Source organism: Paracoccus aminovorans, assembly GCF_900005615.1.
GTDB lineage: Bacteria > Pseudomonadota > Alphaproteobacteria > Rhodobacterales > Rhodobacteraceae > Paracoccus > Paracoccus aminovorans.
Genome location: NZ_LN832559.1, coordinates 474,505 through 496,771 on the forward strand (window position 1 = coordinate 474,505; position 22,267 = coordinate 496,771).

Consider the following 22,267-nt stretch of genomic DNA (forward strand, 5'->3'; position numbering starts at 1 on the left):
ATGTCGAACCCCACCACGCTCACCGCCTATGCCACGGCCTTCATGGCCTCGATCAGCCTCTTTGGCCTTGTCGATGCCGGGCAGGCCGGCCAAGGCGGAACCGTCTCTGCGGCCATCACCCAGGCCTATCTGCTGCCGATCCTCGGCATCGCCTCGGCGACCTTCCTGGCGGTGACCATCATCGCGCTGGCTCGCGGCCATCTTGGCCCGCACCCCTGGACCCAGGAAAAGACCGAGCGTGCGGTGCTGGAGCTTGGCATCGCCGCCGCCTGCTGGTTCGGGCTGCTGGCGCTGCTCAGCTATGTCCTGGCTCTGATGGCGCCGGGCTGGATCAGCGGTGCCGGCCCCGCGCTCGCGCGGCATTGGCCCTGGTTCCTGGCCGCGCCCTGCCTGGCCTTCGGCATCCTCGGCCGGGGCAACAAGCCGGCCTGGCTGGCCGGCGCGGCGCTGTTCGTGACCCTGGGCCTGTTCACCGGCTGATCTACCAGCGCGAGCCGAGGCTGCGGCGCATCGCGTCCTTGTCCTCCTGGATCATGCCGGGGATCAGGAACAGGTCGATCAGCGCCCACAGGCAGACCAGCCCGATCAGCGGCCAGCCGATCAGGATCGGCGCCGTCAGCCAGCCCAGGCCCCACAACCCCAGCATCAGCAATCCGCTGACCCAGCGCCCCAGATACATCCGGTGCGCGCCAAAGCCCCACAGCAGGATCGCCAGCAGATAGGCGACCAGCGGCGACTTGGCGTCATTCGCGACCCGTTGTTCGATCAGCATTTCCCGTTGCGTGTCCATCGGCCCTCATGCCCATGTTAATCCCATTCACATATAGGGCGGGCGCGGCGCGGAACAAGGCCGGTGCGCCCGGCGCAGCGCTATCGCCGGCAACGGCCGGAAAATCCGCGACGGCCGGCCGGGGGCGGTGCACGACCCTACCAATCCGCCGCGCCATGCGCTAAGGGACGCGCAAACGACCGGAGCCCGCGCCCATGAAATTCACCCTCTCCTGGCTCAAGGAGCATCTCGACACCACCGCCTCGCTCGACGCGATCACCGAGGCGCTGACCGACCTGGGCCTCGAGGTCGAGGGCGTGACCGATCCGGCCAGCAAGCTGAAATCCTTCACCCTTGCCAAGGTGTTGGAAGCCGTCCAGCACCCCGACGCCGACCGGTTGCGGGTCTGCAAGGTGCTGACCGACGAGGGCGAGAAGCAGATCGTCTGCGGCGCCCCCAATGCCCGCGCCGGCATCACCGTGGTCCTGGCCAAGCCCGGCGATTATGTTCCCGGCATCGACACCACGCTGGGCGTCGGCAAGATCCGCGGCGTCGAGAGCCATGGCATGATGGCCTCGGAACGCGAGCTGGAGCTTTCGGACGAACACAATGGCATCATCGAGCTTGCCTCGGGCGAGGTCGGCGAGAAATTCGTCGACTGGCTGGCCGCGAACCGTCCCGAGGCGGTCGATCCGGTCATCGAGATCAAGATCACCCCGAACCGCCCCGACGCCCTGGGCGTGCACGGCATTGCCCGCGACCTGGCCGCGCGCGGTCTTGGCACGCTGAAGCCCATCGCCGACGTCACCGTGCCGGGCATGTTCCCCAGCCCGATCAAGGTGGTGATTGATGCGCAAGTCGCTGAAAAGGCGCCGTTCTTCTCGGGTCGACTGATCCGGGGCGTCCGGAACGGCCCCTCGCCGGACTGGCTGCAAAAGCGCCTGACCGCCATCGGCTTGCGCCCGATCAACACGCTGGTCGACATCACCAATTTCTTCACCTTCGACCTGAACCGGCCGCTGCATGTCTTCGACGCCGCCAAGGTCAAGGGCGACCTGATCGTCCGCCCCTCGACCGAGGGCGAGGCGCTTTTGGCACTGGACGGCAAGACCTATGCCTTCGCGCCCGGCACCATGGTGATTGCCGACGAGCAAGGCCCTGAAAGCCTGGCCGGAATCATGGGCGGCGAGTTGTCGGGCTGCTCGGAGGAGACCACCGACGTCTTTCTGGAAAGCGCCTATTGGGACCCGATCGCCGTCGCCACCACCGGCCGGGCGCTGAAGATCAACTCGGACGCCCGCTATCGCTTCGAGCGCGGCGCGGATCCGGCCTTCACGCAAAAAGGGCTGGAACTGGCGACGCGGATGATCCTCGACCTCTGCGGCGGCGAGGCCTCCGAGGTCGTCACCGCCGGCGCCATCCCCGATACGACCCGCAGCTATACCCTGGACCCCGCCCGGGTCATCAGCCTGGTCGGCATGGAGATCCCCGAGGCGGAACAGCGCGCCACGCTGCAGGCGCTGGGCTTCCGGCTGGAGGGCAACGAGGCATTCGTGCCGTCCTGGCGCCCGGACGTGCAGGGCAGCGCCGACCTGGTCGAAGAGGTCGCCCGCGTTGCCAGCCTGACCAGGCTGCAAGGCCAGCCGCTGCCGCGCCCGCAGGCCGGCGTGCCGCAGCCGGTGCTGACGCCGCTGCAACGCAGGGAATCGGCGGCGCGGCGCATGGCGGCGAGCCTGGGCTATAACGAATGCGTCACCTACAGCTTCATCGACGCGCAGGCGGCGGCGCTGTTCGGCGGCGGCTCGGACGCGGTGCGGATCGAAAACCCGATCAGCAGCGAGATGACCCATATGCGCCCCGACCTGCTGCCCGGCCTGCTGGCGGCGGCGGCGCGCAACCAGGCGCGCGGCTTCATGGACCTGGCGCTGTTCGAATGCGGCCCGGTCTTCAGTGGCGGCGAGCCGGGCGAGCAGGACCTGCATCTTTCCGGCGTCCTGGTCGGCGCGACGGCGCCGCGCGACCCCTATGCCTCGCGCCGCAAGGTGGGCATCTATGACGCCAAGGCCGATGCCGAGGCGGTGCTGGCCACCATCGGCGCGCCGGCCAAGGCGCAGGTCAACCGCAAGCTGGATGGCTGGTGGCATCCCGGCCGCGCCGGCAATATCGCGCTGGGCCCGAACACGCTGGCCACCTTCGGCGAGATCCACCCGCGCGTGTTGAAGCATTTCGGCATCAAGGGCACGGCGGTCGGCTTTACCGTCCGCATCGCTGCGGTGCCGCTGCCCAAGACCCGCACGCCCTCGCGCCCGGCGCTGGTGCTGTCGGACCTGCAGGCGGTCGAGCGCGATTTCGCCTTCGTTGTGGATGCGCAGGTCGAGGCCCTGACGCTGGTGAACGCGGCGGCGGGTGCGGACAAGGCGCTGATCGAGCGGGTTACCGTCTTCGACCAGTTCACCGGGCTGGAGGGCGGCAAGAAATCCGTCGCCATCACCGCCCGCCTGCAACCGAAGGACAAGACCTTGACGGATGCCGAGATCGAGGCGGTCTCGGCCAAGATCGTCGAGAAAGTCTCCAAGGCGACGGGCGGCGTGCTGCGGAGCTGAGGGCCAGGGCAGGGCGCGTTTGAGCGCAGCCTGCGGCGCCGGGCGTATGCGCCAGCCAGGCGGGCGTCGCACGCTTCGGCTTGCCGTTGCGCGTGGTGCGGGCAACGCCTTTCCAGCCATTGAAGCCTCCGATGCGGCGAGAAGCCTATGCCGTCGAGATACGATCGGTTGTGGCGGATGGCAGAGTGATGAATCCCGTCGCGAATAATGCGTTGCCCGGCGGGTTGACCCCGCCGGATTTGCCTTGATGGATACCGCGAAGCGGGCGGGACCGTCATGTCGCTGTCTCGGTCATAGACGAAGGTTCCTGCCGTCTCGACGTCGCGGATATCGACGGCTTGTCGCGGCATCGTGTCGCGGGTCATTCCACCGTCCCCTTGCGTTGGGCGGTTGCGGCCTGCCACAGCCGCCCGTCGATGGCCGCCGCCCCGGCACCGATCAGGGCCATGCCGGCGACATGGCGCGCCAGCAGGGTTTCTCCAAGGAAAAATGTTCCGAGCAAGATCGCGCTGACCGGGATCAGGAACGTCACCAGCAGCAGGTTGGTGGCCCCTGCGGTGGCGAGGATGCGGAAATACAGCGCATAGGCCAAGGCGGTCGAGATCGCGGCCACGCCGATCAGCGCGCCGATGGCGGCCGGGCTGGGGGGCGGCAGGGTCCAGGGTCGATCCAGGATGAGGACCAGCGGCAGCATGGTCAGGCTGGAGGCGATCACCTGCCCGGTCGCCGTACTCATCGGGCTGATCTTCATGGCCCGGAACCTGCGGCCGAAAATGCCGGCGGCGGCATAGGACATCGCGGCGCCCAGGCACAGCAGCTGGGCAACCGAGCCGGCGTCCAGCTCCTGCAGCGCATCCGGCCCGATCATCGCCGCAACCCCGGCCAGGCCGGCCAGCACGCCGGCGAACTTGCCCCGCGTCAGCCGTTCGTCCCGGGTCAGCACATGCGCGAGAACGACCGTGAACAGCGGCGTCGTGGCGTTCAGGATCGAGGCCACGCCCGACGCAATGTGCTGCTGTCCCCAGACGATCAGCGAGAACGGGATGGCATTGTTCAAAAGCCCCATGCCGAAGAACGCGACCCAGACCCGCCGGTCGGGCGGCAATCGTTCGCCCCGCAGCCGCATGATCGCCAGCAGGAGGATGGCGGCCAGCACCACGCGGGACACGACCACGGTAAGGACGGGCAGCTCTCGCACGGCGACGGCATTGAAAAAGAACGATCCGCCCCAAACCGTGGCAAGGGCCAGGAGCATGGCCCATTCCATCGGGGTCATGGGGCGACGGGATGGCGATGGTGACGACATGGACAAGCCCTCCGGTCCCGCCCTCGGGGGCGGCTATTCGGAGGGGACGGTGTCAGGCCCGGGCAGGCCGCGCGATCCGTTTCTTGCCGTTGAACTGCCCGCGGACATCCCGGCCGTGCCGCGGGAACCGGTCCCGGCGCCTCGGCCGTAGCGCCTTCAGGTCACTCCGCGCCGACCTCGATGCCGCGTTGCACCGCCGGCCGGGCCAGGAAGCGGTCCAGATAGGCCTGGACATTGCCGAACCCGTCCATGCCCGTCTCTTTCTCGGCCTGGTAGTTCACGCGGATCGTGCGCAGCCACGGCCCCACCGCCATGTCGGCGATGGAATATTCGCCGGTGATCCAGTCGCGGCCCTGCAATTGCCGGTCGAGCACGCCCAGAAGCCGCCGCGCCTCGTTGTAATAGCGGGTGCGGGGACGGGGATCCTCGATCTCGCTGCCCTTGTAGCGGTGGAAATAGCCGACCTGGCCGAACATCGGCCCGACGCCGCCCATCTGCCACATCAGCCACTGGATCGTGTGATAGCGCGCATTGCCCGAGGCGGGCAGGAACTTCCCGGTCTTGTCGCCCAGATAGATCAGCATGGCGCCGGTCTCGAACAGGCCGATGGGTGCGCCGTCCGGCCCGTTTGGGTCGATCATCGCCGGGATCTTGTTGTTGGGGTTCAGCGACAGGAACTCGGGGGTCAGCTGGTCCTCGGGGTCGGTGATGCTGATGCGATGCGCGTCGTAGTCCAGCCCGCATTCTTCCAGCATGACCGAGGTCTTGATGCCATTCGGCGTGTTCAGCGTGTAAAGCTGGATCACGTCGGGACGCCTGGGCGGCCAGCGGTGGGTGATGGGAAAGTCGGTCAATGCGGTCATGATGGGGTCCCGTTCCGTTCCGTCTGGGCTGGATTCCGGCAGCGTGTTGTGAGCAAATTCGTCAACACGTGCGACAGGTTGAAAAGGTAAGCACATGATCAAGGAATTCAAGGAATTCATCGCCCGGGGCAATGTCGTCGACCTTGCCGTCGGTATCATCATCGGCGCGGCATTCACCGCCATCGTCAATTCGCTGGTCGCCGACCTGATCAACCCGATCATCGGGCTGCTCACCGGCGGCACCGACTTCAGCGGCCATTACATCGTGTTGAAGGGCAACGTCCCGGACGGCGCCAGCCTGGCGGCGGCGCGCGATTCCGGCGCGGCGGTCTTTGCCTATGGCGCGTTCCTGTCGGCGGTCATCAACTTCCTGATCATCGCCTGGGCGGTGTTCCTGCTGGTCAAGGGCGTGAACAAGCTGCAATCCGCCGCCATCCGCAAGAAAGAGGAAGAGGCCGCCGCGCCCTCCGGCCCGACGCAAGAGGAACTGCTGCTGCAGATCCGCGACGAACTGCGCGCGCAGCGCGGCTGATGCTGCCGGCCGGCGCGTCCGCCGCGCCGGCCATGCGCTCAGCCGATTAGCGCCTCGGGCGCCTGCCAGTCCAGCCCCTGCGCCGCCGCCACCGGGGCCGAGGCCAGCGCGCCCTCATGCGTGGCCAGCCCGGCGCGCAGATGCGCATCCTCGGACAGCGCGCGGCGCCAGCCCTTGTCCGCCAGAGCCAGCACGAAGGGCAGGGTGGCGTTCCCCAGCGCCCGGGTCGAGGTGCGGGCCACCGCCCCCGGCATGTTCGCCACGCAGTAATGCATGATGCCGTCGACCTCGAAGACCGGGTCCTGATGCGTGGTCGGATGCGAGGTCTCGAAACAGCCGCCCTGGTCGATGGCCACGTCCACCAGCACCGAGCCCGGCTTCATCAGCCGCAGCTGCGCCCGGGTGACCAGCTTGGGCGCGGCCGCCCCCGGCACCAGCACCGCGCCGATCACCATGTCGGCGCCGGGCAGCAGATCGGCGATCGCGGCCTGGGTCGCGTATTGCGTGGTCAGCCGGCCCATGAAGACGTCGTCGAGCTCGCTGAGCCGCGGCACCGACCGGTCCAGCACGGTCACGTTCGCGCCCATGCCGACCGCCACCCGCGCCGCTGCCGCCCCTACGACCCCGCCGCCGATCACCACGACATTGCCCGGCCGCACCCCCGGCACGCCGCCCAGCAGCACGCCCGAGCCGCCATTGGCCTTTTGCAGCGTCCAGGCGCCGACCTGGGGCGCCAGCCGGCCGGCGACCTCGGACATCGGCGCCAGCAGCGGCAGGCCGCCCCGGCCATCGGTCACGGTTTCATAGGCGATGGCGGTGACGCCGCTCTCCAGCAATTCGCGGGTCTGGGCGGGGTCGGGGGCCAGATGCAGATAGGTGAACAGCACTTGCCCCCGGCGCAGCATGGCGCGTTCGCCGGCCTGCGGCTCCTTGACCTTTACGATCATGTCCGCCTCGGCAAAGATCGCCGCCGCATCGGGCAGGATGCGGGCGCCGGCAGCCCGGTAGTCCTGGTCCGGGAAGCCGGCGCCCAGACCGGCGCCGGCCTGCACCAGCACCTCGTGGCCATGGGCCGCCGCCTCCCGCACGGCTTCGGGCGTCAGGCCGACGCGGAACTCCTGCGGTTTGATTTCGGTCGGGCATCCGATCTTCATGGGGCTCTCCTCTCTCCTGACGGGATCGTGACACGGGCGTGGGGGGAATTCCCGCTTAAACTGCGCGCGGAATCCGGTTAGATCCGAAGAATTCGCCCGAAAGGGCGCCCGGGACGCGGGGATGTTCACCGATGATCGAGCTTGACGCGACGGACCGCCGCATCCTGACCGTGCTGCAGCGCGACGGCCGCATGACCAATGCCGACCTGGCGGCCGAGGTCGGCCTCTCGGCCAGCGCCTGCCACCGCCGGGTCCAGAGGCTGGAAGAGGCGGGGGTGATTCGCGGCTATGTCGCCCTGCTCGACGCCCGCAAGCTGGAGCGGCCGACCACGGTCTTCGTCGAGATCACGCTTTCCGGCCAGGCGGACGAGCTGCTGGAAGCCTTCGAGCGCGAGGTGCGCAAGATCCCCGACGTTCTGGAATGCCACCTGATGGCGGGTTCGGCCGACTACCTGCTGAAGGTGGTGGCGCATGACACCGACGATTTCGCCCGCATCCATCGCCAGTCCCTGGCCAAGCTGCCGGGGGTGCAGCAGATGCATTCCTCGTTCTCGCTGCGCACGGTGGCACAGACCACGGCGCTGCCGGTCTGACATGAAAAACCCCCGCAAAAGCGGGGGTTTTCCTGAAACGAACGTGTCGCTCGTCTTACAGCGCGCCTTCGCGCTGGGCCTTTTTACGGGCCAGCTTGCGGGCGCGGCGAACGGCCTCGGCCTTTTCACGGGCCTTCTTGACCGAGGGTTTCTCGAAATGCTGCTTGAGCTTCATTTCACGGAACACCCCCTCGCGCTGAAGCTTTTTCTTCAGAGCACGAAGCGCCTGTTCGACGTTGTTGTCGCGAACACTTACCTGCATGTGGTTGTCACCACCTTCCTAGGTTAAAGTTGAGCAGATTTGCAGGACGCGGCCTTCTAGCAGGGCGAATCGCTCTTGTCCAGATTTTCCAGGTCCCTGCGCAATATCGAGGAGGAGAAGGCCATGACGGATGAACGGGAACGGCTGATCGAGGCCGCCCTGTCCCATGTCGTTTTCGAGGGCATGGGCGAAAAGGCCGTGGCCGCGGGCGCCCGCGACCTCGGCATGACGCCGGCGATGGCGCGGGTGCTGCTGCCGCGCGGCGGCGCCGACCTGGCCGCGGCCTATCACCGCAAGGGCGACCGGGCGCTGCGCGACTGGCTGGTCCAGCATCCGCCGCAGGGCCGCTTCCGCGACCGGGTGGCGGCGGCGGTGATGCAGCGCCTTGCGTTCAGCGACCGCGACCTGGCCCGGGCCGGCGCCTCGGTCCTGGCGCTGCCGCAGCATGCCAGCCTGGGCGCGCGGCTGCTGTGGGAGACGGCGGACGCGGTCTGGGACGGGCTCGGCGACCGGTCCGAGGACGTGAACTGGTATTCCCGCCGCGCGACCCTGTCGGCGGTCTATGGCGCGACGGCGCTCTATTGGCTGGGCGACGATTCCCCGGACTGCGAGGCGACGCGGGCCTTCCTGGACCGCCGCATCGCGGGCGTGATGCGCTTCGAGACCTTCAAGGGCCGGATCGGCGCGCTGCCGGGCGTGGGCATGCTGGCCGAGCTCGCAACGGGCTGGATTAAGCGGCCGGAAAATCGCAATCTGCCCGGAGGTTTGCGCGGCGATGCGCGCATGCACAAAGCCAAGGGGGGGCAAGGGTGATTCCCGATGTCATGCAGTCGATCGAAATCTCTGCTCCGGGTGGGGCCGAGGTCCTCAAGCCGGCCACGCGCCCGGTGCCGGTGGCCGGCCACGGCCAGATCCTGATCCGGGTCGCCTGGGCCGGCGTGAACCGCCCCGACGTGCTGCAACGCGCCGGCTCCTACGCACCGCCGCCGGGGGCCTCGGATCTGCCGGGTCTGGAATGCGCCGGAGAGGTCGCGGCCGTCGGCCAGGGCGTGACGCGCTGGAAGCCCGGCGACCGGGTCTGCGCGCTGCTGCCGGGGGGCGGCTATGCCGAATACGCGACCTGCCCGGCGGAACACGCCCTGCCGATCCCCGCGGGCCTGACCCTGCGCGAAGCCGCCGCCCTGCCCGAGACCGCCTTCACCGTCTGGTCCAATGTCGTCATGCGCGGCGGACTGCAGCCGGGCGAGCGTTTCCTGGTTCATGGCGGTTCCTCGGGGATCGGGACCATGGCGATCCAGATCGCCAAGGCCTTGGGTGCGCGGGTCTGGGCGACGGCGGGCTCGGCCGAGAAATGCGCGGCCTGCAGCCGGCTGGGCGCCACCGCCATCAACTACCGCGAAGAGGACTTCGTCGCCCTGCTGCGCAAGGCGGGCGGCGCCGACCTGATCCTCGACATGGTCGGCGGCGACTATATCGCCCGCAACATCAAATGCATGGCCGACGACGGCCGGCTGGTGATGATCGCCTTCCTGGCCGGTCCCAAGGCCGAGATCAACTTCGCCCAGATCATGACCCGGCGGCTGACGGTGACCGGCTCGACCCTGCGCCCGCAATCCGACCGTGCCAAGGCAGCGATCGCCAGCGAGTTGCAGGAGAAGCTCTGGCCGCTGATCGAGGCCGAGGTCGTACGCCCGCAGATCGACAGCAGCTTCCCACTGCGCGAGGCGGTCGAGGCCCATCGCCGCATGGAGAGCAGCGGCCATATCGGCAAGATCCTGCTGCAGGTCTTGGCCGAGGACTGAAGCCGAGCTCTGCGTCGCGGTCGCTGGCCTCCGGCGGGGATATTTATCCACAAAAGAAAAGCACACACCCCGCCCGCCGGAGCAAAGGGTCGGGGTGTGGCTTCTTCTGTGACGGCCATCGGCGTCCCCGCCTGTTCCGTGATGCCAGATTGCCCGCAAATCCTTACGATTCGGTTAACGGCTTCTTTTGTGGATAAATATCCCCGCCGGAGGCCAGCGGCCGTGCCGTCAACGCGGCGCCGGCATCAGGAAGCTGCCGCTGCAATCGCGCCGCGCGTCCGGGGCGCAGGTGCGGGGGGCCAGGTCGCGGGTCAGGCAGATGCGGACCTCTTGCAGCGCGCGGTTTCGGTAGGTGACGGTGATGCCGTCACGAGTGAGCTTGGGGTTGGCGGTAATGAAGGCATCCTCGATCACCTTCGCCGGCAGGGTCACGTCGCGGTCCAGCCGGCGCAGCGGATCGGGGATGGCGATGGCGCGGGCCGCCTCTCGGGTCAGGAGGAAGTAATCGGAGCCGGAAAGGCCCGAGCAGCGGCCATGCTTCTTCCATTGATACCAGGCCAATCCGGGCGAGCCCATCAGATCGGCCATGGCCCGGCTGTCGCGCCGCGAAGGGTCGGAGGTGGTGGCCGGACAATCCTCGGGCCAGCCGCGCTCGTATTGCGGCCAGAGGCCGTGGACCACGAAGCCGATCCGCTTGCCGGCATCGCATTGCGCGGCGCTGCTGGCATCGCCCTCGGCCCGGCACCAGCCCGGGGACCAACTCAGCGACAGGACGTAATAGTCGAAGCGCCCGGCGACGTCTTGCGCCAGCGCGGCGGGGGCGGTCGTCAGCAGGGCGACGAGCAGGGCGAGCGTTCTCATGCCCGGAAACTAGTCGTGGCAGGGCGCCGGCGCCACGAAATTCAGGCTTTATTTTGGTCCAATCTGGTCCTATATAGCCCGTCAATCCCCCGAAAATGGAATGGCAGCCGCCGACAGCCGTTTTCCCCGGCCGGAAGAGATATTGTTAAGGAGAAGGTCATGAACAAGCCGCTGATGGCCAAGGCCACCGCTGTCTGGCTGGTCGACAATACCACGTTGAGCTTCAAGCAGATCGCCGATTTCTGCGGCATGCACGAGCTTGAGGTGCAGGGCATCGCCGATGGCGACGTGGCGGCGGGCGTCAAGGGCTTCGACCCGATCGCCTCAAACCAACTCGATCCCGGCGAGATCGAGAAGGGCCAGAAAAGCCCGCTCTACAGGTTGAAGCTGAAGCACAACCCCGCCGCCGAGGGCGAGGAAAAGCGCCGCGGCCCGCGCTACACCCCGCTGTCCAAGCGCCAGGACCGGCCGAACGCCATCCTGTGGCTGGTCAAGTTCCACCCGGAACTGGCCGATGCGCAGATCGCCAAGCTCGTCGGCACCACCAAGCCGACCATCGCCTCGATCCGCGAGCGCACGCATTGGAACATCCAGAACATGCAGCCCATCGACCCGGTCGCTCTGGGCCTGTGCCGGCAGTCCGAACTGGATGCCGCCGTGCAGAAAGCGGCCAAGAAGAAGGCGACCGAGGGCGGCGCCATGACCGATGACGAGCGTCGCAAGCTCTTGTCGACCGAGACCTCGCTGGCGATCTCGGACGAGCCGCGCCTGCCTTCGAGCATCGCCGGGCTCGAGAATTTCAGCCTCAGCAAGGACGAGGACAAGCCTCAGGCCGACAATCTGGACGCCGACAGCTTCTTCAACCTGCCCGAGGCCGACGACGACGAAGACGAGGACAACTGAGCCCGGCGCCGTGCCGCGGCAGAAGGCCGCGCCAGTGGTGATCGCCCATGCCTATCGCTGGCATGAGGCGCAGCTGGCCGCTGCCGTCCTGCACGCCGCGGGCCTGCCGGCCGAGATCCACGACACCCATGCGGCACTCAGCTGCCGCATGCCGGCTTCGCTCTGGGCGGGTTCAGGCTGACCGTCCCTGCCGGCCGGCGCGACGAAGCCCTGGCCCTGTTGGCCAGCCTGCCGCCGCCTCGCGCCACCAGCCGCTGTGGCTGGGCTGCGCCTCGCCTTCCTGGTCTGGTAGGACGGCATGGCCGGCATGGCGCCGATGATGAGCGGGCTCTACCTCCAGCGCATTGCCCGCGATCTGCCGGGTTAGATCGACAGGCAGATATATTTCATTTCCAGATAATCCTCGATCCCGTGGCGCGAGCCCTCGCGGCCCAGCCCCGACTGCTTGACGCCACCGAAGGGCGCCACCTCGGTCGAGATGATGCCGGTGTTCACCCCGACGATGCCGTATTCCAGTGCCTCCTGCACCCGGGTGATGCGACCGATGTCGCGGGCGTAGAAATAGGCGGCCAGGCCGAAGATCGTGGCATTGGCGCGCTCGACGGCCTCCGCCTCGGTGTCGAAACGGAACAGCGGCGCCAGCGGGCCGAAGGTTTCCTCGGTCGCGACCTTCATCCTGTCGGTGATGCCGGTGACCACGGTCGGATCGAAGAACAGCCCCTCGCGCGGCTTGCCGCCGGTGACCACGGTCGCGCCGCCCTCCAGCGCATCCTGGATATGTTCCTGCACCTTTTCGACGGCGTCGCGGTTGATCAGCGGGCCGGTGGTCACGCCTTCCTCCAACCCGTCGCCGACGCGCAGCTTGTCGACCGCCACCGCCAGCCGCCTGGCGAATTCGTCATAGACCCCCGCCTGGACATAGATGCGGTTGGCGCAGACGCAGGTCTGGCCGTTGTTGCGGAATTTCGAGGCCATGGCGCCCTCGACCGCCGCATCCAGGTCGGCGTCGTCGAAGACGATGAAGGGTGCGTTGCCGCCCAGTTCCATACTGCATTTCAGCACCTGATCGGCGGCCTGGCGCAAGAGGATCCGCCCGACCTCGGTCGAGCCGGTGAAAGTCAGCTTGCGCACAGCCGGGTTCTCGCAGAACTCCTTGCCGATGTCCGAGGACCGCGACGAGGGCACGATGCTGAACAGCCCCTTGGGCACGCCCGCGCGCTCGGCCAGCACGGCCAGGGCCAAGGCCGACAGCGGCGTCTCGGCGGCGGGGCGGCCGACGAAGCCGCAACCGGCCGCCAGCGCCGGGCCGCATTTGCGGGTGATCATCGCGTTTGGGAAGTTCCAGGGTGTGATCGAGGCCACCACGCCGATCGGCTGGCGGATCACGGTCAGGCGCTTGTCGGGCTGGTGGCCGGGGATGGTCTCGCCGTAGATGCGCTTCGCCTCTTCGCCGAACCATTCGATGAAGCTGGCGCCATAGGCGATCTCGCCCTTGGCCTCGGGCAGCGGCTTGCCCTGTTCGGCGGTCAGGATGCGGCCCAGGTCGTCCTGGTTCTCCATCATCAGGTCGAACCATTTGCGCATGATCTGGGCGCGCTCCTTGGCGGTGCGGGCGGACCAGGCCTTCATGGCCTCGGCGGCCGCGGCGATGGCGCGGGCGACCTCGGCGCGCGACAGATCCGCCACCTGGGCGATCACGTCGCCGCGGGCGGGGTTCACCACCGCAAAGGTGCTGCCGTCGTCCGCCTCGACCCATTCGCCGGCGACATAGGCGCGCGTCTCCAGCAGCGACGGGTCCTTCAACAGCATCTTCAGATCGGTCGCATGGGTGTTCATGGCGGTCTCCTTTCGGGCAATCGGGTGCAGGCTTGCGCTTTTGGCGGAACAACGCAAGGCCGGCCCCGGGCGATGCGTCGTCGCAGAATCGTGATGAACCCGAAGCGGGGGGGGGGCGTTGGCCCTGTATCGTCAGGTTTTCCCTCTTGGCGTTCAAGGCTGGGGCGGTGCTTCTCTCGCGCCGCCCCTTTTTTATCTCCGCGCTGTCCCGGACGGCAGGGCGCTGCCCCAGCAGGGTTGCAGATCGCCCGGCCGGGGGCTTGCGGCATGGACGCCGCGGGCGATGGCGCGGGCCAGCACGCAGGCGGCGGCATGGCCCAGCTGGAACGGGGTCAGCGCCGGATCGGGCAGGGGCATGGCACCGGTCGAGACCGCAAACACCAGATCGCCGTCGAAAGGCGTGTGGCTGGGCACGATGGCGCGGGACATGCCGTCCTGCGCCGTGGTGGCAAGGCGGGTCAATCCCGCCTTGTCCAGCGCCGCATCCGTGGCCACCACGGCGATGGTCGTCGCCTCGCCCAGCCGCTTGCCGGGCAGCGGCTCCTCGCCGCCGGGCCAGGGACCCGCGAGGCCCAGCCCGCCGAACTCGTCGTCCAGTTCCCAGGGCGCGGCCCAGAACTGCCGCGATTCGCCGGCCGTGACCGAGCCGAGCGCGTTCACCACCGCCAGCGCGCCCACCGTCACGCCGCAGTCGAGCACCGCCGAAGCCGAGCCGAGGCCGCCTTTCCAGCGATGCGTCATCGCCCCGGTGCCGCCGCCCTCGCTGCCCAGGGCAAAACCGGGCGCGGCCGCCTCCAGCGCCGCGCGGCCCAGGGCGGGATAGGGGTTCTGCACCCAATCCTTGTCGCCGCCGTTCAGCAGGTCGAAGACGATGGCCCCCGGCACGATCGGCACCCGCACCGGACCGACGGCAAAGCCGCGGCCCACCGCCCGCAGCCCCTCGGAGACGCCGTCGCAGGCGGCCAGCCCGAAGGCCGAGCCGCCCGACAGCACCAGCGCGTCCACGCCCTGCACCAGCTTGTCGGGGGCCAGAAGTTCGGTCTCGCGCGTGCCGGGGGCGCCGCCCATGACGTTGAAGCCGCAGGCGAAGGGCGCATCCGCCACCAGCACCGTGGTCCCGGACCGCAGCCGGTCGTCCCGGGCGTTGCCCACGCTCAGCCCGGCGACATCGGTGATGAGGTTTCGCGGTCCTGCCCGCATCTCTGCCTCTTTGCTGCCCTGCCGCCGAACCGTCCCGCGGCCTGCGGCGTTGCGCCAGACTAGGGCCGCACCTAGATTTGCGGCAACAGCTTTCGCGAAAGGATGCGACGATGACCGCCCCGATGCACAGGATCTTTCACCGGCCGCTGGATGCCGAACCGCCCAAAGGCTTCGACCAGGCGATCTTCGGCATGGGCTGCTACTGGGGCGTCGAGCGGCTGTTCTGGCAGCTGGACGGCGTCTGGCTGACCGAGGTGGGCTTTGCCGGCGGCGCCACCGAGAACCCGACCTACAAGCAGGTCTGCGCCGGCGGCACCGGCCATGCCGAGGTGGTGCGCGTGGTCTATGACAGCTCGCGCATCAGCTATGAGCGGCTGCTGCAGGTGTTCTGGGAAAACCACAACCCGACGCAGGGCAACCGCCAGGGCAACGACGTCGGCGACCAGTATCGTTCGCTGATCATGTATTTCACCGACAGCCAGCGGGTGGCGGCCGAACTCAGCAAGGCCGATTACGGCAACCGGCTGGCGGTGGGCGGATACCCGGACATCACCACCCTGATCCTGCCCGCCGGCCCGTTCTGGCCTGCCGAGGAGGATCACCAGCAATATCTGGACCGCTATCCCGACGGCTATTGCGGATTGCGCGGCACCGGTGTCAAAGCACCGCTGACCGACATCGCCGAGGGAATCTGAATGCCGACCTGGACCGCGTTGACCCATACCACAGGCCGCGAGGCGGCCGAGGCGCTGGCCGAGGCGGGCGAGGACCTGACCCCCGAGCCCGTCGGCAGTGGCGTCTTCGAGATCGAGGACGGCTCGAACCGCTGGGAGGTGGGGCTCTATTTCACCGAGGCCCCCGACGAGGTGGCGCTGGCCCTGCTTGCCGCCGCCTGGGGCGCCGCGCCCTTCGAGGTGTCGGAACTGCCCGAAGTGGACTGGGTCGCGCATGTCAAGCGCACGCTGGCGCCGGTCGAGGCCGGGCGCTTCTTCGTACATGGCAGCCATGACGCGGACAGCGTCCCCGAGGGCGCCGAGGCGCTGCTGATCGAAGCGGCGATGGCCTTCGGCACCGGCCATCACGCCACCACCCGCGGCTGCCTTCTGGCGCTGGACCGGCTGGTCGCGGACGGGTTACGGCCCGAGCGCATCGTCGATGTCGGCTGCGGCACCGCCGTCCTGGCGATGGCGGCGGCGCGGGTGTTCCCGGTCGTGGTGCTGGCCGGCGACATCGACCCTCAGGCGGTGGACGTGGCCCGCGCCAATGTCATCGCCAACGGGCTGGACGGCCGCGTCGAATGCGTCGAGGCGGTCGGCTTCGACCATCCGCTGATCGAGGGCGCGGCGCCCTTCGACCTGGTTTTTGCCAATATCCTGAAACAGCCGCTGATCGACCTGGTGCCGGACATGGCGCGCCAGGTGGCGCCCGGCGGCAAGGCGATCCTGTCCGGCATCCTGACCACCCAGGCCGAGGAAGTCTCCGCCGCCTATGCCGCAGGCGGTCTGCCGCTGGAAAGGCGCGACGATTTCGGCGACTGGTCCACCCTGGTCGTCGCCCGGTCCTGACCGGCCCCGGCCACAAGGCAACGCAGGATGGCCCGGCAAATACGAAAGGCGGCCTTGCGGGCCGCCTGAGCGTCATGCCCTTCCCGGGCCGGGGGGATGGTCCCGCGGAAAACCGCCTGGCCGCATCCGTCCGTGTTGCCGCCGCTTAGTGGGCGCGGGCGATCTGATCGATGTCGCCGCGGCACAGGCCGATGTCGTCCAGCTCGCGATCCGTCAGGCGGCTCAGCGCGTTCTTCGTGACGCGCACTTCGTTCCAGGCAGTCAGGGCCGCCCAGATTTTCGAGCCAATTCCGAAGAAACCCAGCCCGCTGTCAATGCGGATTGCGTCAATCGCAGCCATAGTCTTCACCTTGAGATATGCCCGCTCATCGGGCGCTTCGTTGATGACACAGCATATAGATCGGGCTCTTCGCGAAAACCACGGACAAACCGGCATTGCCGCTATGCAGCAACTGCATAAGCAACCGTTTTTTCTTAACTTTTGTGACGGAAGGGTAAATTTGCGAAGCGCGCAGCAAGATTCCGCGACAAAACCGGCCAGCCGCGGTGAAAGATTGCGCGCAGGCGGCCTGATCGCCTAGCGCCAGTCGCCCAGCCGGGCCTGCCACAGGACAAGTGACGCAACGGCAGCGGTATCGGCGCGCAGGATTCGGGGGCCCAGAGAGATGCGGGTGACGCAATCCATGGCCGCAAGCCGGCGGCGCTCGGCCTCGGACCAGCCGCCCTCGGGGCCGATGAGAATCGCCCAGGGACCGCGCGGCAGGTTCTCCAGCGTCTCGGCCGGGCCGGCCAGCGCCTCGTCGGCCCACAGGATGCGGCGGGCGCCGTCCCAGCCGTCCAGAAGCCGCGACAGCGGCAGCAGGTCGCAGACCTCGGGGACGAAGGTGCCGCCGCATTGCTCGGCCGCCTCGACGGCATGGGCCTGCAGGCGGTCCTGGCGGATGCGTTCGGAATTGGTGTGGTCGGTCTGCACCGGCAGGATGCGGGCGGCGCCCAGTTCGGCGGCCTTTTCCACGATGAAATCGGTGCGCGCCTTCTTGATCGGGGCAAAAACCAGCCACAGGTCCGGCGGGTCCAGCTGCGGCGCGGTCTGCCGCAGCGCCGCCAGATCGCCGCCGCGCTTGGCCAGCCGTTCGATCCGCGCCAGCCATTCGCCGTCGCGCCCGTTGAAGACCAGGATCTCGCCCCCCGGACCCTGCCGCATGACCGAGGCCAGGTAATGCGCCTGGTCGGGGTTCAGCGGGACGGCTTGTCCCTCGGCCAGGGGGTGCTCTATGAACAGTCTGATTTTCGCCATGATGGGGCGCAGCCTAATGCAGACCACCCGCCCGACGCCAGAGGGGCCCGGCACCGTCGCGGACGCCCCGCCCGACAATTGGGTGGACCGCCACGCCCCGCCGGGCTGGAGGCCCTGGCTGCGCATGTCCCGCGCCGACCGCCCGATCGGGACCTGGCTGCTGCTGCTGCCCTGCTGGTGGGGGATCGGGCTGGCCATGATCGCGGACCGGCCGGAGTGGCGCGACCTGTGGATCGCCCTGGCCTGCGGGCTGGGCGCCCTGCTGATGCGGGGCGCCGGCTGCACCTGGAACGACATCACCGACCGCGACATCGACGCTCAGGTGGCGCGGACGCGGTCGCGGCCGATTCCCTCGGGGCAGGTGACGGTCGCGGGGGCGCTGGTCTGGCTGGCGGCGCAGGCGCTGGCCGGGTTCGTCATCCTGCTGACCCTGGGCGCGGCGGCCATCGGCTTGGGCGTGGCTTCGCTGGCGCTGGTGGCGATCTATCCCTTCGCCAAGCGCTTCACCTGGTGGCCGCAGCTGTTCCTGGGGCTCGCCTTCAACTGGGGCGCGCTGCTGGCCTGGGCCGCGCATACCGGCAACCTGGCGCCGGCGCCGGTGCTGGCCTGGCTTTCGGGCATCGCCTGGACGATCTTCTACGACACGATCTACGCCCACCAGGACACCGAGGACGACGCCCTGATCGGGGTCAAATCCACCGCGCGCCTGTTCGGCCGCGACACGCATCGCTGGCTGGCGGGCTTCGGCGCGGCCTCGGCGGCGCTGCTGGCGCTGGCGGTGCTGGCGGCGGGGGCGCAGGGATGGGCGCTGATCCTCGCCCTGCTGGGGGTTGCGGGTTTTGCCGCGCATCTGGCCTGGCAGCTGTGGCGTCTGGACATTGCGGACGGCGCGGACTGCCTGCGGCTGTTCCGCAGCAACCGCGACGCCGGGCTGGTGGTTGCGCTGTTTCTCGCCCTGGCCGGGCTGGCCTGATTGCGAAACCGGCGGGCAGGGTTTACATCCGGCGGGTCGGAAACAGCCCGAGGGTCCCCCTGATGGCCAATCCCAAGCGATCCGCGCCGCGTCGCGGCCCGGTCGTCCTGGCAAGCCTGGTCGCGCTTGCCGCAGCCGGCGGCCTGTCCCTGTGGGGCGCCACCGCCGCCGCCGATTTCGTCGAACAGCGCGCCGCGCGCGACGTCTCGGCCGTGCTGGCGGATTACGACTGGATCACCGTCGGCACCGATGGCTTGCAGGTGCAACTGGGCGGCGTCGCCCCGGACGAGGTGCAGCGCTTTCGCGCCCGGGCCCGGGCCGAGTCGGTGGTCGGCGCCGGCCGCGTGATCGACGACATCCAGGTCGCCGCCGCCGCGGCCCTGGCCACCCCCGACTTCGAGATCGAGCTTCTGCGCAACGACGAGGGCATCTCGATCATCGGCCTGGTCCCCGCCAGCCTGGATCGCAAGGGGCTGGTCGATCGGCTGAAGCGCCAGACCGGGGCCGCGCAGGTGTCGGACCTGATGGAGAGCGCGGATTACCCGGTCCCCGAGGCCTGGGAGGACGCCTTTGCCTTCGGCCTCAAGGCAGCGGAACTGGCGCGGCGGGCCAAGGTCTCGGTCGCGGCGGGCCGGGTCTCGGTCCGCGCCATCACCGACAGCCCGCGCGAGAAGGTGGCGCTGGAAGCGGCCCTGGCCCGCGCCCGGCCGGCCACGGTCACCCTGACCGCCGACATCACCGCGCCGCGGCCGGTGATCGCGCCCTTCACCCTGCGCTTCGTCAAGGATGCGGCGGGGCCCCGCTTCGATGCCTGCGCCGCCGATACCGAGGCGGCGCGCGACCGCATCCTGGATGCGGGGCGCGCGGCCGGCGTGGCGGGCGATCCGCCCTGTCCGCTGGGCCTTGGTGCGCCCTCGCCCCGCTGGGCCGATGCGGCGGTGCCGGCGATCCGCGCGGTCGAAAGCATGGGGGCGGGCTCGGTGACGATCTCGGACACCCAGGTGGCGCTGTTCGCCCCAGCCGAGGTCGAGAGTGCCCGCTTCGACGAGGCGGCCGGCCGGCTGGAAGCAGCGCTGCCGCCGGCCTTCGATCTGACCGCGCAGCATGAACAGCCCGATGCCGCGGCCAAGGGCCCGGCGGAGTTCGTGGCGGTGGTCGATCACGGCGGCGTCTCGCTGCGCGGGCGGATCACCGACGACCGCATGCGCGAGGCGGTGGAAAGCATCGCCCGCGCCCGCTTCGGCCATGTCGACAGCGCGCTGCGCAGCGACGATTCGGTGCCGGGCGGCTGGACGCTGCGCGCCATCGCCGCCATCGAGGCCATGGGCGGGCTGGAGCGCGGCACGGCGACGGTGACGCCGGACCTGGTGCGGGTCAGCGGGGTCTCGGGCAGCCAGACCGCCTCGGACATGGTGGCGGCGCGGCTGGCGCAGCGGCTGGGGCCGGGCGCGCGCTATGAGCTGGCGATCCGCTACGACCAACGCATGGACCCGCTGCTGGGCCTGCCCTCGGGCGTGGAATGCGTGGACCGGCTGAACGCGGCGATGCGGGAATCCGAGATCGGCTTCGAGCCGAACAAGTCGCTGATCGCCGGCGATCCCGGCCCGACGCTGGCCCGGCTGGCCGAGACCATGACGCTTTGCGCGGATTTCCGCATCGAGGTCGGTGGCCATACCGATTCCCAGGGCTCGGCCGGGTTCAACGCGGAACTGTCGCGCTCGCGCGCGCAGGCGGTGCTGACGGCGATGAAGGAGGCCGGGATCGACACCGCCAACCTGACCGCCAAGGGCTATGGCGAAAGCCGGCCGGTGGCCGAGAACGACACCGACGCCGGCCGCGAGGCCAACCGGCGCATCGAATTCACCCTGCTGTCGGACGAGCCGGTGATGACCCGGGCACCGTCGCCGGCCGCGCTGGTCAAGGGCGTGACCGACAGCGCCGAAGCGGTCGCCGCCCGCGCCCGGGCGGCCGCGCAGGCGGCGGCGACCGCCGCCATCGGCCCGGCGCTCGGGGTGCCGACCGACCCCGCCCTGGCGCTGACCGCCGCGACCGAGCCGGCCGCGCTGGCGGTGGCGCCGGTGGCCCCCGCCCATGCCGGGACCCTGCCGGCCGCTGCGGCCGTGCTGCCCGACCGGCTGGCGATCCTGGCCGCGACCGGGCCGGCGGCCGCGCTGCTGCCGCCTCCGGTCGATCCGGCGGCGGCAGCCACGCTGCCGGCCGCGGCCGCGCTGGTCGAGGCCGCGACCGAGACCGCCACCCTGCCGGCCGCCGGCGCGGTGCAGCTGAACCGCCCGCAGCCGCGTCCCGAGACGCCCTGATGCCGCCCCGATCCCGCAACCCATCACCCGAGCCTGCATGAACCGCAACGAATTCATCCTTGCCACCGCGATCATCCTGTTCGCCGCCTTCCTGCTGGGCTGGTTCGCCAGCTGGCTGATCCACCGCCTGTCCCGCGTCACCCGCGCCGAGATGGGCGAGCTGGAGAGCATGGCCCAGCAGCTGCACGAGGCCGAGGAGGCCCGCGATCTGGCCGTTTCGCAACTGGAAGAGCGCGAGGCCGATCTGATCGCGCGCCTGGGCAGCGCCGAAGCCGGATTGCGCGCCGCCCAGGGCGAGCTTGCGGAAAGCCGGACCGAGATCGAGGAATTGCGCAGCTATATCGACCGCAAGCTGGGCCGGAAGGGCTAGCGGGTTCGCGCGCGTTTCGGGCCGGGACTTTGCCCCGCACCCCAGGGTATCGGGAAGGCGGAAAGCGCCGCGGCTCCGAGGCGATGGCCGACGGGGTCAGCCTTTTCCCCGGCCGAACCTCCTGCCGATCCAGCCCACTGCGGATGAGGCTGCGGCCACCGTTCCCGATGCTGCGCGGCCCATCGAGGCCCGGACCGAGTTCTGTTCGTCGAGCGCCCGCAGGATGCGCTCGATGGCCATTTCCTCGCGCTCGTCCACGGTGCCGTCGGCTCGGGCGATGTCCGTCAGCAAGACCTTGATTTCCTGCTGCACCGCCGAGAACTTGCAGTCCGGGTTGGCGTGAACGAAGGCGGCCAAGGCCTGGGTCATGTCGGCAAGCCGGGATTTCTCGGCGTTCTCCTGCAAAAGCATCAGAGCATGACCGACATAGGTCGCGTCATAGCCCCAGTCGTGGATGAAATAGTCGCGGATCACGGCGATCTCGCGCGGGTCGGCTTCGCCGTCGATCGTCGCGATCTTCAGCGACAGCGCCCCCATCAGGTCCAGGAGCGAGGATCCCAGAAGGTCGATGGGTGTGTTCAGGAACTTGGGCACCACCTCGACCCGCGAATCCTCATAGCCCCGAAACAGCCGCATGACGCCGTAATAGGCGCCGCCGCTGGCCAGGGCGGCGGCCACGACCCAGCCGACCGGAGTGACCGCCGCGCCGCCGAAGCCAAGCGCGGCCATCAGTCCGGTCTTGGAAAAGAAGGCTCCGGCGACGGCCCCCGATTGCGCGATGGTCGCCCCTGTCGAGGCGGCACCGCCCACGTCCCACAGGTCGCCAGCGACCTTGGAAAGCTTGACCGAGGTAAATGCATCCTCGCGGATGCCCAGTCGGGCCTTGAATTTCAGGTCGTTGGCGATGATACGCTGAACGTCCTCGAATTGGTCGATCTGTTCCTGTTCCGTGCTCATGCCGCGACTGCTCCGTTCAAGGCCGAGAACGGCTGGGCAACGCGGTCTGTCGCATCCTTCGTCGCGTGGTTGCGGATGCCTGGATCGTGCCGGCGGTCATGCC

Annotated in this window: 24 protein-coding genes; 13 read left to right on the forward strand and 11 right to left on the reverse strand. The window is 69.1% G+C overall.

Translation table 11 applies throughout. The features are described from left to right. Positions 1 to 480, forward strand: a complete 480-nt coding sequence (locus tag JCM7685_RS02435) for a hypothetical protein (RefSeq protein WP_074966915.1) — start codon at positions 1 to 3, stop codon at positions 478 to 480. A gap of 1 nt (position 481) precedes the next feature. Here JCM7685_RS02435 and JCM7685_RS02440 read toward each other — a convergent pair whose 3' ends face one another. Next, the gene (locus JCM7685_RS02440; RefSeq protein WP_231964675.1) at positions 482 to 772 is read right to left on the reverse strand and encodes a TM2 domain-containing protein; all 291 of its coding nucleotides are present in this window, start codon (positions 770 to 772) and stop codon (positions 482 to 484) included. 212 nt (positions 773 to 984) lie between these two features. On the opposite strand from JCM7685_RS02440, the gene pheT reads away from it, so the two are divergent. Continuing rightward, positions 985 to 3,372, forward strand: a complete 2,388-nt coding sequence (gene pheT / locus JCM7685_RS02445) for a phenylalanine--tRNA ligase subunit beta (protein ID WP_074966911.1) — start codon at positions 985 to 987, stop codon at positions 3,370 to 3,372. Between the two features lie 361 nt (positions 3,373 to 3,733). Here the strand turns inward: pheT and JCM7685_RS02450 are convergent, their stop codons facing one another. Beyond that, the gene (locus JCM7685_RS02450) at positions 3,734 to 4,627 is read right to left on the reverse strand and encodes a DMT family transporter (protein ID WP_231964676.1); all 894 of its coding nucleotides are present in this window, start codon (positions 4,625 to 4,627) and stop codon (positions 3,734 to 3,736) included. A 212-nt stretch (positions 4,628 to 4,839) separates the two neighbouring features. Then, a complete protein-coding gene (locus JCM7685_RS02455; RefSeq protein ID WP_074966907.1) occupies positions 4,840 to 5,541 on the reverse strand; it encodes a glutathione S-transferase C-terminal domain-containing protein in 702 nt (233 codons plus the stop codon). 94 nt (positions 5,542 to 5,635) lie between these two features. Here JCM7685_RS02455 and mscL point away from each other — a divergent pair, with 94 nt between their 5' ends. Beyond that, entirely contained in the window at positions 5,636 to 6,073 is a 438-nt protein-coding gene (mscL, locus tag JCM7685_RS02460) for a large conductance mechanosensitive channel protein MscL (protein WP_074966905.1), read from the forward strand. Positions 6,074 to 6,111: 38 nt separating this feature from the next. On the opposite strand, the gene ald is transcribed toward mscL, so the two are convergent. Further along, positions 6,112 to 7,227 (reverse strand): alanine dehydrogenase, encoded by a 1,116-nt coding sequence (ald, locus tag JCM7685_RS02465; RefSeq protein ID WP_074966903.1) that lies wholly within the window; start codon positions 7,225 to 7,227, stop codon positions 6,112 to 6,114. 134 nt (positions 7,228 to 7,361) lie between these two features. Between ald and JCM7685_RS02470 the strand changes: the two genes are divergently transcribed. Continuing rightward, a complete protein-coding gene (locus JCM7685_RS02470) occupies positions 7,362 to 7,820 on the forward strand; it encodes an Lrp/AsnC family transcriptional regulator (protein ID WP_170848909.1) in 459 nt (152 codons plus the stop codon). 55 nt (positions 7,821 to 7,875) lie between these two features. Here the strand turns inward: JCM7685_RS02470 and rpsU are convergent, their stop codons facing one another. Continuing rightward, the gene (gene rpsU, locus JCM7685_RS02475; RefSeq protein ID WP_011748553.1) at positions 7,876 to 8,082 is read right to left on the reverse strand and encodes a 30S ribosomal protein S21; all 207 of its coding nucleotides are present in this window, start codon (positions 8,080 to 8,082) and stop codon (positions 7,876 to 7,878) included. A gap of 123 nt (positions 8,083 to 8,205) precedes the next feature. Here rpsU and JCM7685_RS02480 point away from each other — a divergent pair, with 123 nt between their 5' ends. Next, a complete protein-coding gene (locus JCM7685_RS02480) occupies positions 8,206 to 8,895 on the forward strand; it encodes a COQ9 family protein (protein WP_074966900.1) in 690 nt (229 codons plus the stop codon). 11 nt (positions 8,896 to 8,906) lie between these two features. Beyond that, the gene (locus JCM7685_RS02485; protein WP_074966940.1) at positions 8,907 to 9,884 is read left to right on the forward strand and encodes an NAD(P)H-quinone oxidoreductase; all 978 of its coding nucleotides are present in this window, start codon (positions 8,907 to 8,909) and stop codon (positions 9,882 to 9,884) included. 228 nt (positions 9,885 to 10,112) lie between these two features. Here JCM7685_RS02485 and JCM7685_RS02490 read toward each other — a convergent pair whose 3' ends face one another. Then, positions 10,113 to 10,745, reverse strand: a complete 633-nt coding sequence (locus tag JCM7685_RS02490) for a ribonuclease T2 family protein (protein ID WP_074966899.1) — start codon at positions 10,743 to 10,745, stop codon at positions 10,113 to 10,115. 159 nt (positions 10,746 to 10,904) lie between these two features. Between JCM7685_RS02490 and JCM7685_RS02495 the strand changes: the two genes are divergently transcribed. Next, the gene (locus tag JCM7685_RS02495) at positions 10,905 to 11,648 is read left to right on the forward strand and encodes a DUF1013 domain-containing protein (RefSeq protein ID WP_074966898.1); all 744 of its coding nucleotides are present in this window, start codon (positions 10,905 to 10,907) and stop codon (positions 11,646 to 11,648) included. Positions 11,649 to 11,658: 10 nt separating this feature from the next. Continuing rightward, entirely contained in the window at positions 11,659 to 11,829 is a 171-nt protein-coding gene (locus JCM7685_RS19790) for a hypothetical protein (RefSeq protein ID WP_170848907.1), read from the forward strand. A 182-nt stretch (positions 11,830 to 12,011) separates the two neighbouring features. Here JCM7685_RS19790 and JCM7685_RS02500 read toward each other — a convergent pair whose 3' ends face one another. Continuing rightward, on the reverse strand, positions 12,012 to 13,484 hold the full coding sequence (locus JCM7685_RS02500; protein WP_074966897.1) for an NAD-dependent succinate-semialdehyde dehydrogenase: 1,473 nt from the start codon (positions 13,482 to 13,484) through the stop codon (positions 12,012 to 12,014). Between the two features lie 192 nt (positions 13,485 to 13,676). Continuing rightward, positions 13,677 to 14,684, reverse strand: coding sequence for a P1 family peptidase (locus JCM7685_RS02505; RefSeq protein WP_074966896.1), 1,008 nt, complete (start codon positions 14,682 to 14,684; stop codon positions 13,677 to 13,679). A gap of 110 nt (positions 14,685 to 14,794) precedes the next feature. On the opposite strand from JCM7685_RS02505, the gene msrA reads away from it, so the two are divergent. Both msrA and JCM7685_RS02515 read left to right on the forward strand, forming a co-directional pair. Beyond that, on the forward strand, positions 14,795 to 15,379 hold the full coding sequence (msrA, locus tag JCM7685_RS02510) for a peptide-methionine (S)-S-oxide reductase MsrA (protein WP_074966895.1): 585 nt from the start codon (positions 14,795 to 14,797) through the stop codon (positions 15,377 to 15,379). After that, on the forward strand, positions 15,380 to 16,249 hold the full coding sequence (locus JCM7685_RS02515) for a 50S ribosomal protein L11 methyltransferase (protein WP_074966894.1): 870 nt from the start codon (positions 15,380 to 15,382) through the stop codon (positions 16,247 to 16,249). 145 nt (positions 16,250 to 16,394) lie between these two features. Here JCM7685_RS02515 and JCM7685_RS02520 read toward each other — a convergent pair whose 3' ends face one another. Together JCM7685_RS02520 and JCM7685_RS02525 are read right to left on the reverse strand one after the other, a co-directional pair. Continuing rightward, a complete protein-coding gene (locus JCM7685_RS02520) occupies positions 16,395 to 16,589 on the reverse strand; it encodes a DUF1127 domain-containing protein (protein ID WP_074966893.1) in 195 nt (64 codons plus the stop codon). Between the two features lie 237 nt (positions 16,590 to 16,826). Beyond that, positions 16,827 to 17,546, reverse strand: a complete 720-nt coding sequence (locus tag JCM7685_RS02525) for a 16S rRNA (uracil(1498)-N(3))-methyltransferase (protein WP_074966892.1) — start codon at positions 17,544 to 17,546, stop codon at positions 16,827 to 16,829. Between the two features lie 16 nt (positions 17,547 to 17,562). Between JCM7685_RS02525 and ubiA the strand changes: the two genes are divergently transcribed. From ubiA to JCM7685_RS02540, 3 genes are all read left to right on the forward strand, one after another. After that, positions 17,563 to 18,519, forward strand: coding sequence for a 4-hydroxybenzoate octaprenyltransferase (gene ubiA, locus JCM7685_RS02530; protein WP_074966891.1), 957 nt, complete (start codon positions 17,563 to 17,565; stop codon positions 18,517 to 18,519). Positions 18,520 to 18,581: 62 nt separating this feature from the next. After that, on the forward strand, positions 18,582 to 20,837 hold the full coding sequence (locus JCM7685_RS02535; RefSeq protein WP_083412638.1) for an OmpA family protein: 2,256 nt from the start codon (positions 18,582 to 18,584) through the stop codon (positions 20,835 to 20,837). Positions 20,838 to 20,874: 37 nt separating this feature from the next. Continuing rightward, entirely contained in the window at positions 20,875 to 21,207 is a 333-nt protein-coding gene (locus JCM7685_RS02540; RefSeq protein ID WP_074966890.1) for a hypothetical protein, read from the forward strand. A 96-nt stretch (positions 21,208 to 21,303) separates the two neighbouring features. Here the strand turns inward: JCM7685_RS02540 and JCM7685_RS02545 are convergent, their stop codons facing one another. Beyond that, the gene (locus JCM7685_RS02545) at positions 21,304 to 22,164 is read right to left on the reverse strand and encodes a TerB family tellurite resistance protein (RefSeq protein ID WP_074966889.1); all 861 of its coding nucleotides are present in this window, start codon (positions 22,162 to 22,164) and stop codon (positions 21,304 to 21,306) included. Positions 22,165 to 22,267 lie beyond the last annotated feature (103 nt).

What these genes read in the sequence shown, in the direction of transcription:
- JCM7685_RS02435 (WP_074966915.1), top strand. Translation starts at nt 1, where the DNA reads ATGTCGAACCCCACCACGCTCACCGCCTATGCCACGGCCTTCATGGCC.
- JCM7685_RS02440 (WP_231964675.1), bottom strand. Translation starts at nt 772, where the DNA reads ATGCTGATCGAACAACGGGTCGCGAATGACGCCAAGTCGCCGCTGGTC.
- pheT (WP_074966911.1), top strand. Translation starts at nt 985, where the DNA reads ATGAAATTCACCCTCTCCTGGCTCAAGGAGCATCTCGACACCACCGCC.
- JCM7685_RS02450 (WP_231964676.1), bottom strand. Translation starts at nt 4,627, where the DNA reads ATGCTCCTGGCCCTTGCCACGGTTTGGGGCGGATCGTTCTTTTTCAAT.
- JCM7685_RS02455 (WP_074966907.1), bottom strand. Translation starts at nt 5,541, where the DNA reads ATGACCGCATTGACCGACTTTCCCATCACCCACCGCTGGCCGCCCAGG.
- mscL (WP_074966905.1), top strand. Translation starts at nt 5,636, where the DNA reads ATGATCAAGGAATTCAAGGAATTCATCGCCCGGGGCAATGTCGTCGAC.
- ald (WP_074966903.1), bottom strand. Translation starts at nt 7,227, where the DNA reads ATGAAGATCGGATGCCCGACCGAAATCAAACCGCAGGAGTTCCGCGTC.
- rpsU (WP_011748553.1), bottom strand. Translation starts at nt 8,082, where the DNA reads ATGCAGGTAAGTGTTCGCGACAACAACGTCGAACAGGCGCTTCGTGCT.
- JCM7685_RS02480 (WP_074966900.1), top strand. Translation starts at nt 8,206, where the DNA reads ATGACGGATGAACGGGAACGGCTGATCGAGGCCGCCCTGTCCCATGTC.
- JCM7685_RS02485 (WP_074966940.1), top strand. Translation starts at nt 8,907, where the DNA reads ATGCAGTCGATCGAAATCTCTGCTCCGGGTGGGGCCGAGGTCCTCAAG.
- JCM7685_RS02490 (WP_074966899.1), bottom strand. Translation starts at nt 10,745, where the DNA reads ATGAGAACGCTCGCCCTGCTCGTCGCCCTGCTGACGACCGCCCCCGCC.
- JCM7685_RS02495 (WP_074966898.1), top strand. Translation starts at nt 10,905, where the DNA reads ATGAACAAGCCGCTGATGGCCAAGGCCACCGCTGTCTGGCTGGTCGAC.
- JCM7685_RS02500 (WP_074966897.1), bottom strand. Translation starts at nt 13,484, where the DNA reads ATGAACACCCATGCGACCGATCTGAAGATGCTGTTGAAGGACCCGTCG.
- JCM7685_RS02505 (WP_074966896.1), bottom strand. Translation starts at nt 14,684, where the DNA reads ATGCGGGCAGGACCGCGAAACCTCATCACCGATGTCGCCGGGCTGAGC.
- msrA (WP_074966895.1), top strand. Translation starts at nt 14,795, where the DNA reads ATGACCGCCCCGATGCACAGGATCTTTCACCGGCCGCTGGATGCCGAA.
- JCM7685_RS02515 (WP_074966894.1), top strand. Translation starts at nt 15,380, where the DNA reads ATGCCGACCTGGACCGCGTTGACCCATACCACAGGCCGCGAGGCGGCC.
- JCM7685_RS02520 (WP_074966893.1), bottom strand. Translation starts at nt 16,589, where the DNA reads ATGGCTGCGATTGACGCAATCCGCATTGACAGCGGGCTGGGTTTCTTC.
- JCM7685_RS02525 (WP_074966892.1), bottom strand. Translation starts at nt 17,546, where the DNA reads ATGGCGAAAATCAGACTGTTCATAGAGCACCCCCTGGCCGAGGGACAA.
- ubiA (WP_074966891.1), top strand. Translation starts at nt 17,563, where the DNA reads ATGCAGACCACCCGCCCGACGCCAGAGGGGCCCGGCACCGTCGCGGAC.
- JCM7685_RS02535 (WP_083412638.1), top strand. Translation starts at nt 18,582, where the DNA reads ATGGCCAATCCCAAGCGATCCGCGCCGCGTCGCGGCCCGGTCGTCCTG.
- JCM7685_RS02540 (WP_074966890.1), top strand. Translation starts at nt 20,875, where the DNA reads ATGAACCGCAACGAATTCATCCTTGCCACCGCGATCATCCTGTTCGCC.
- JCM7685_RS02545 (WP_074966889.1), bottom strand. Translation starts at nt 22,164, where the DNA reads ATGAGCACGGAACAGGAACAGATCGACCAATTCGAGGACGTTCAGCGT.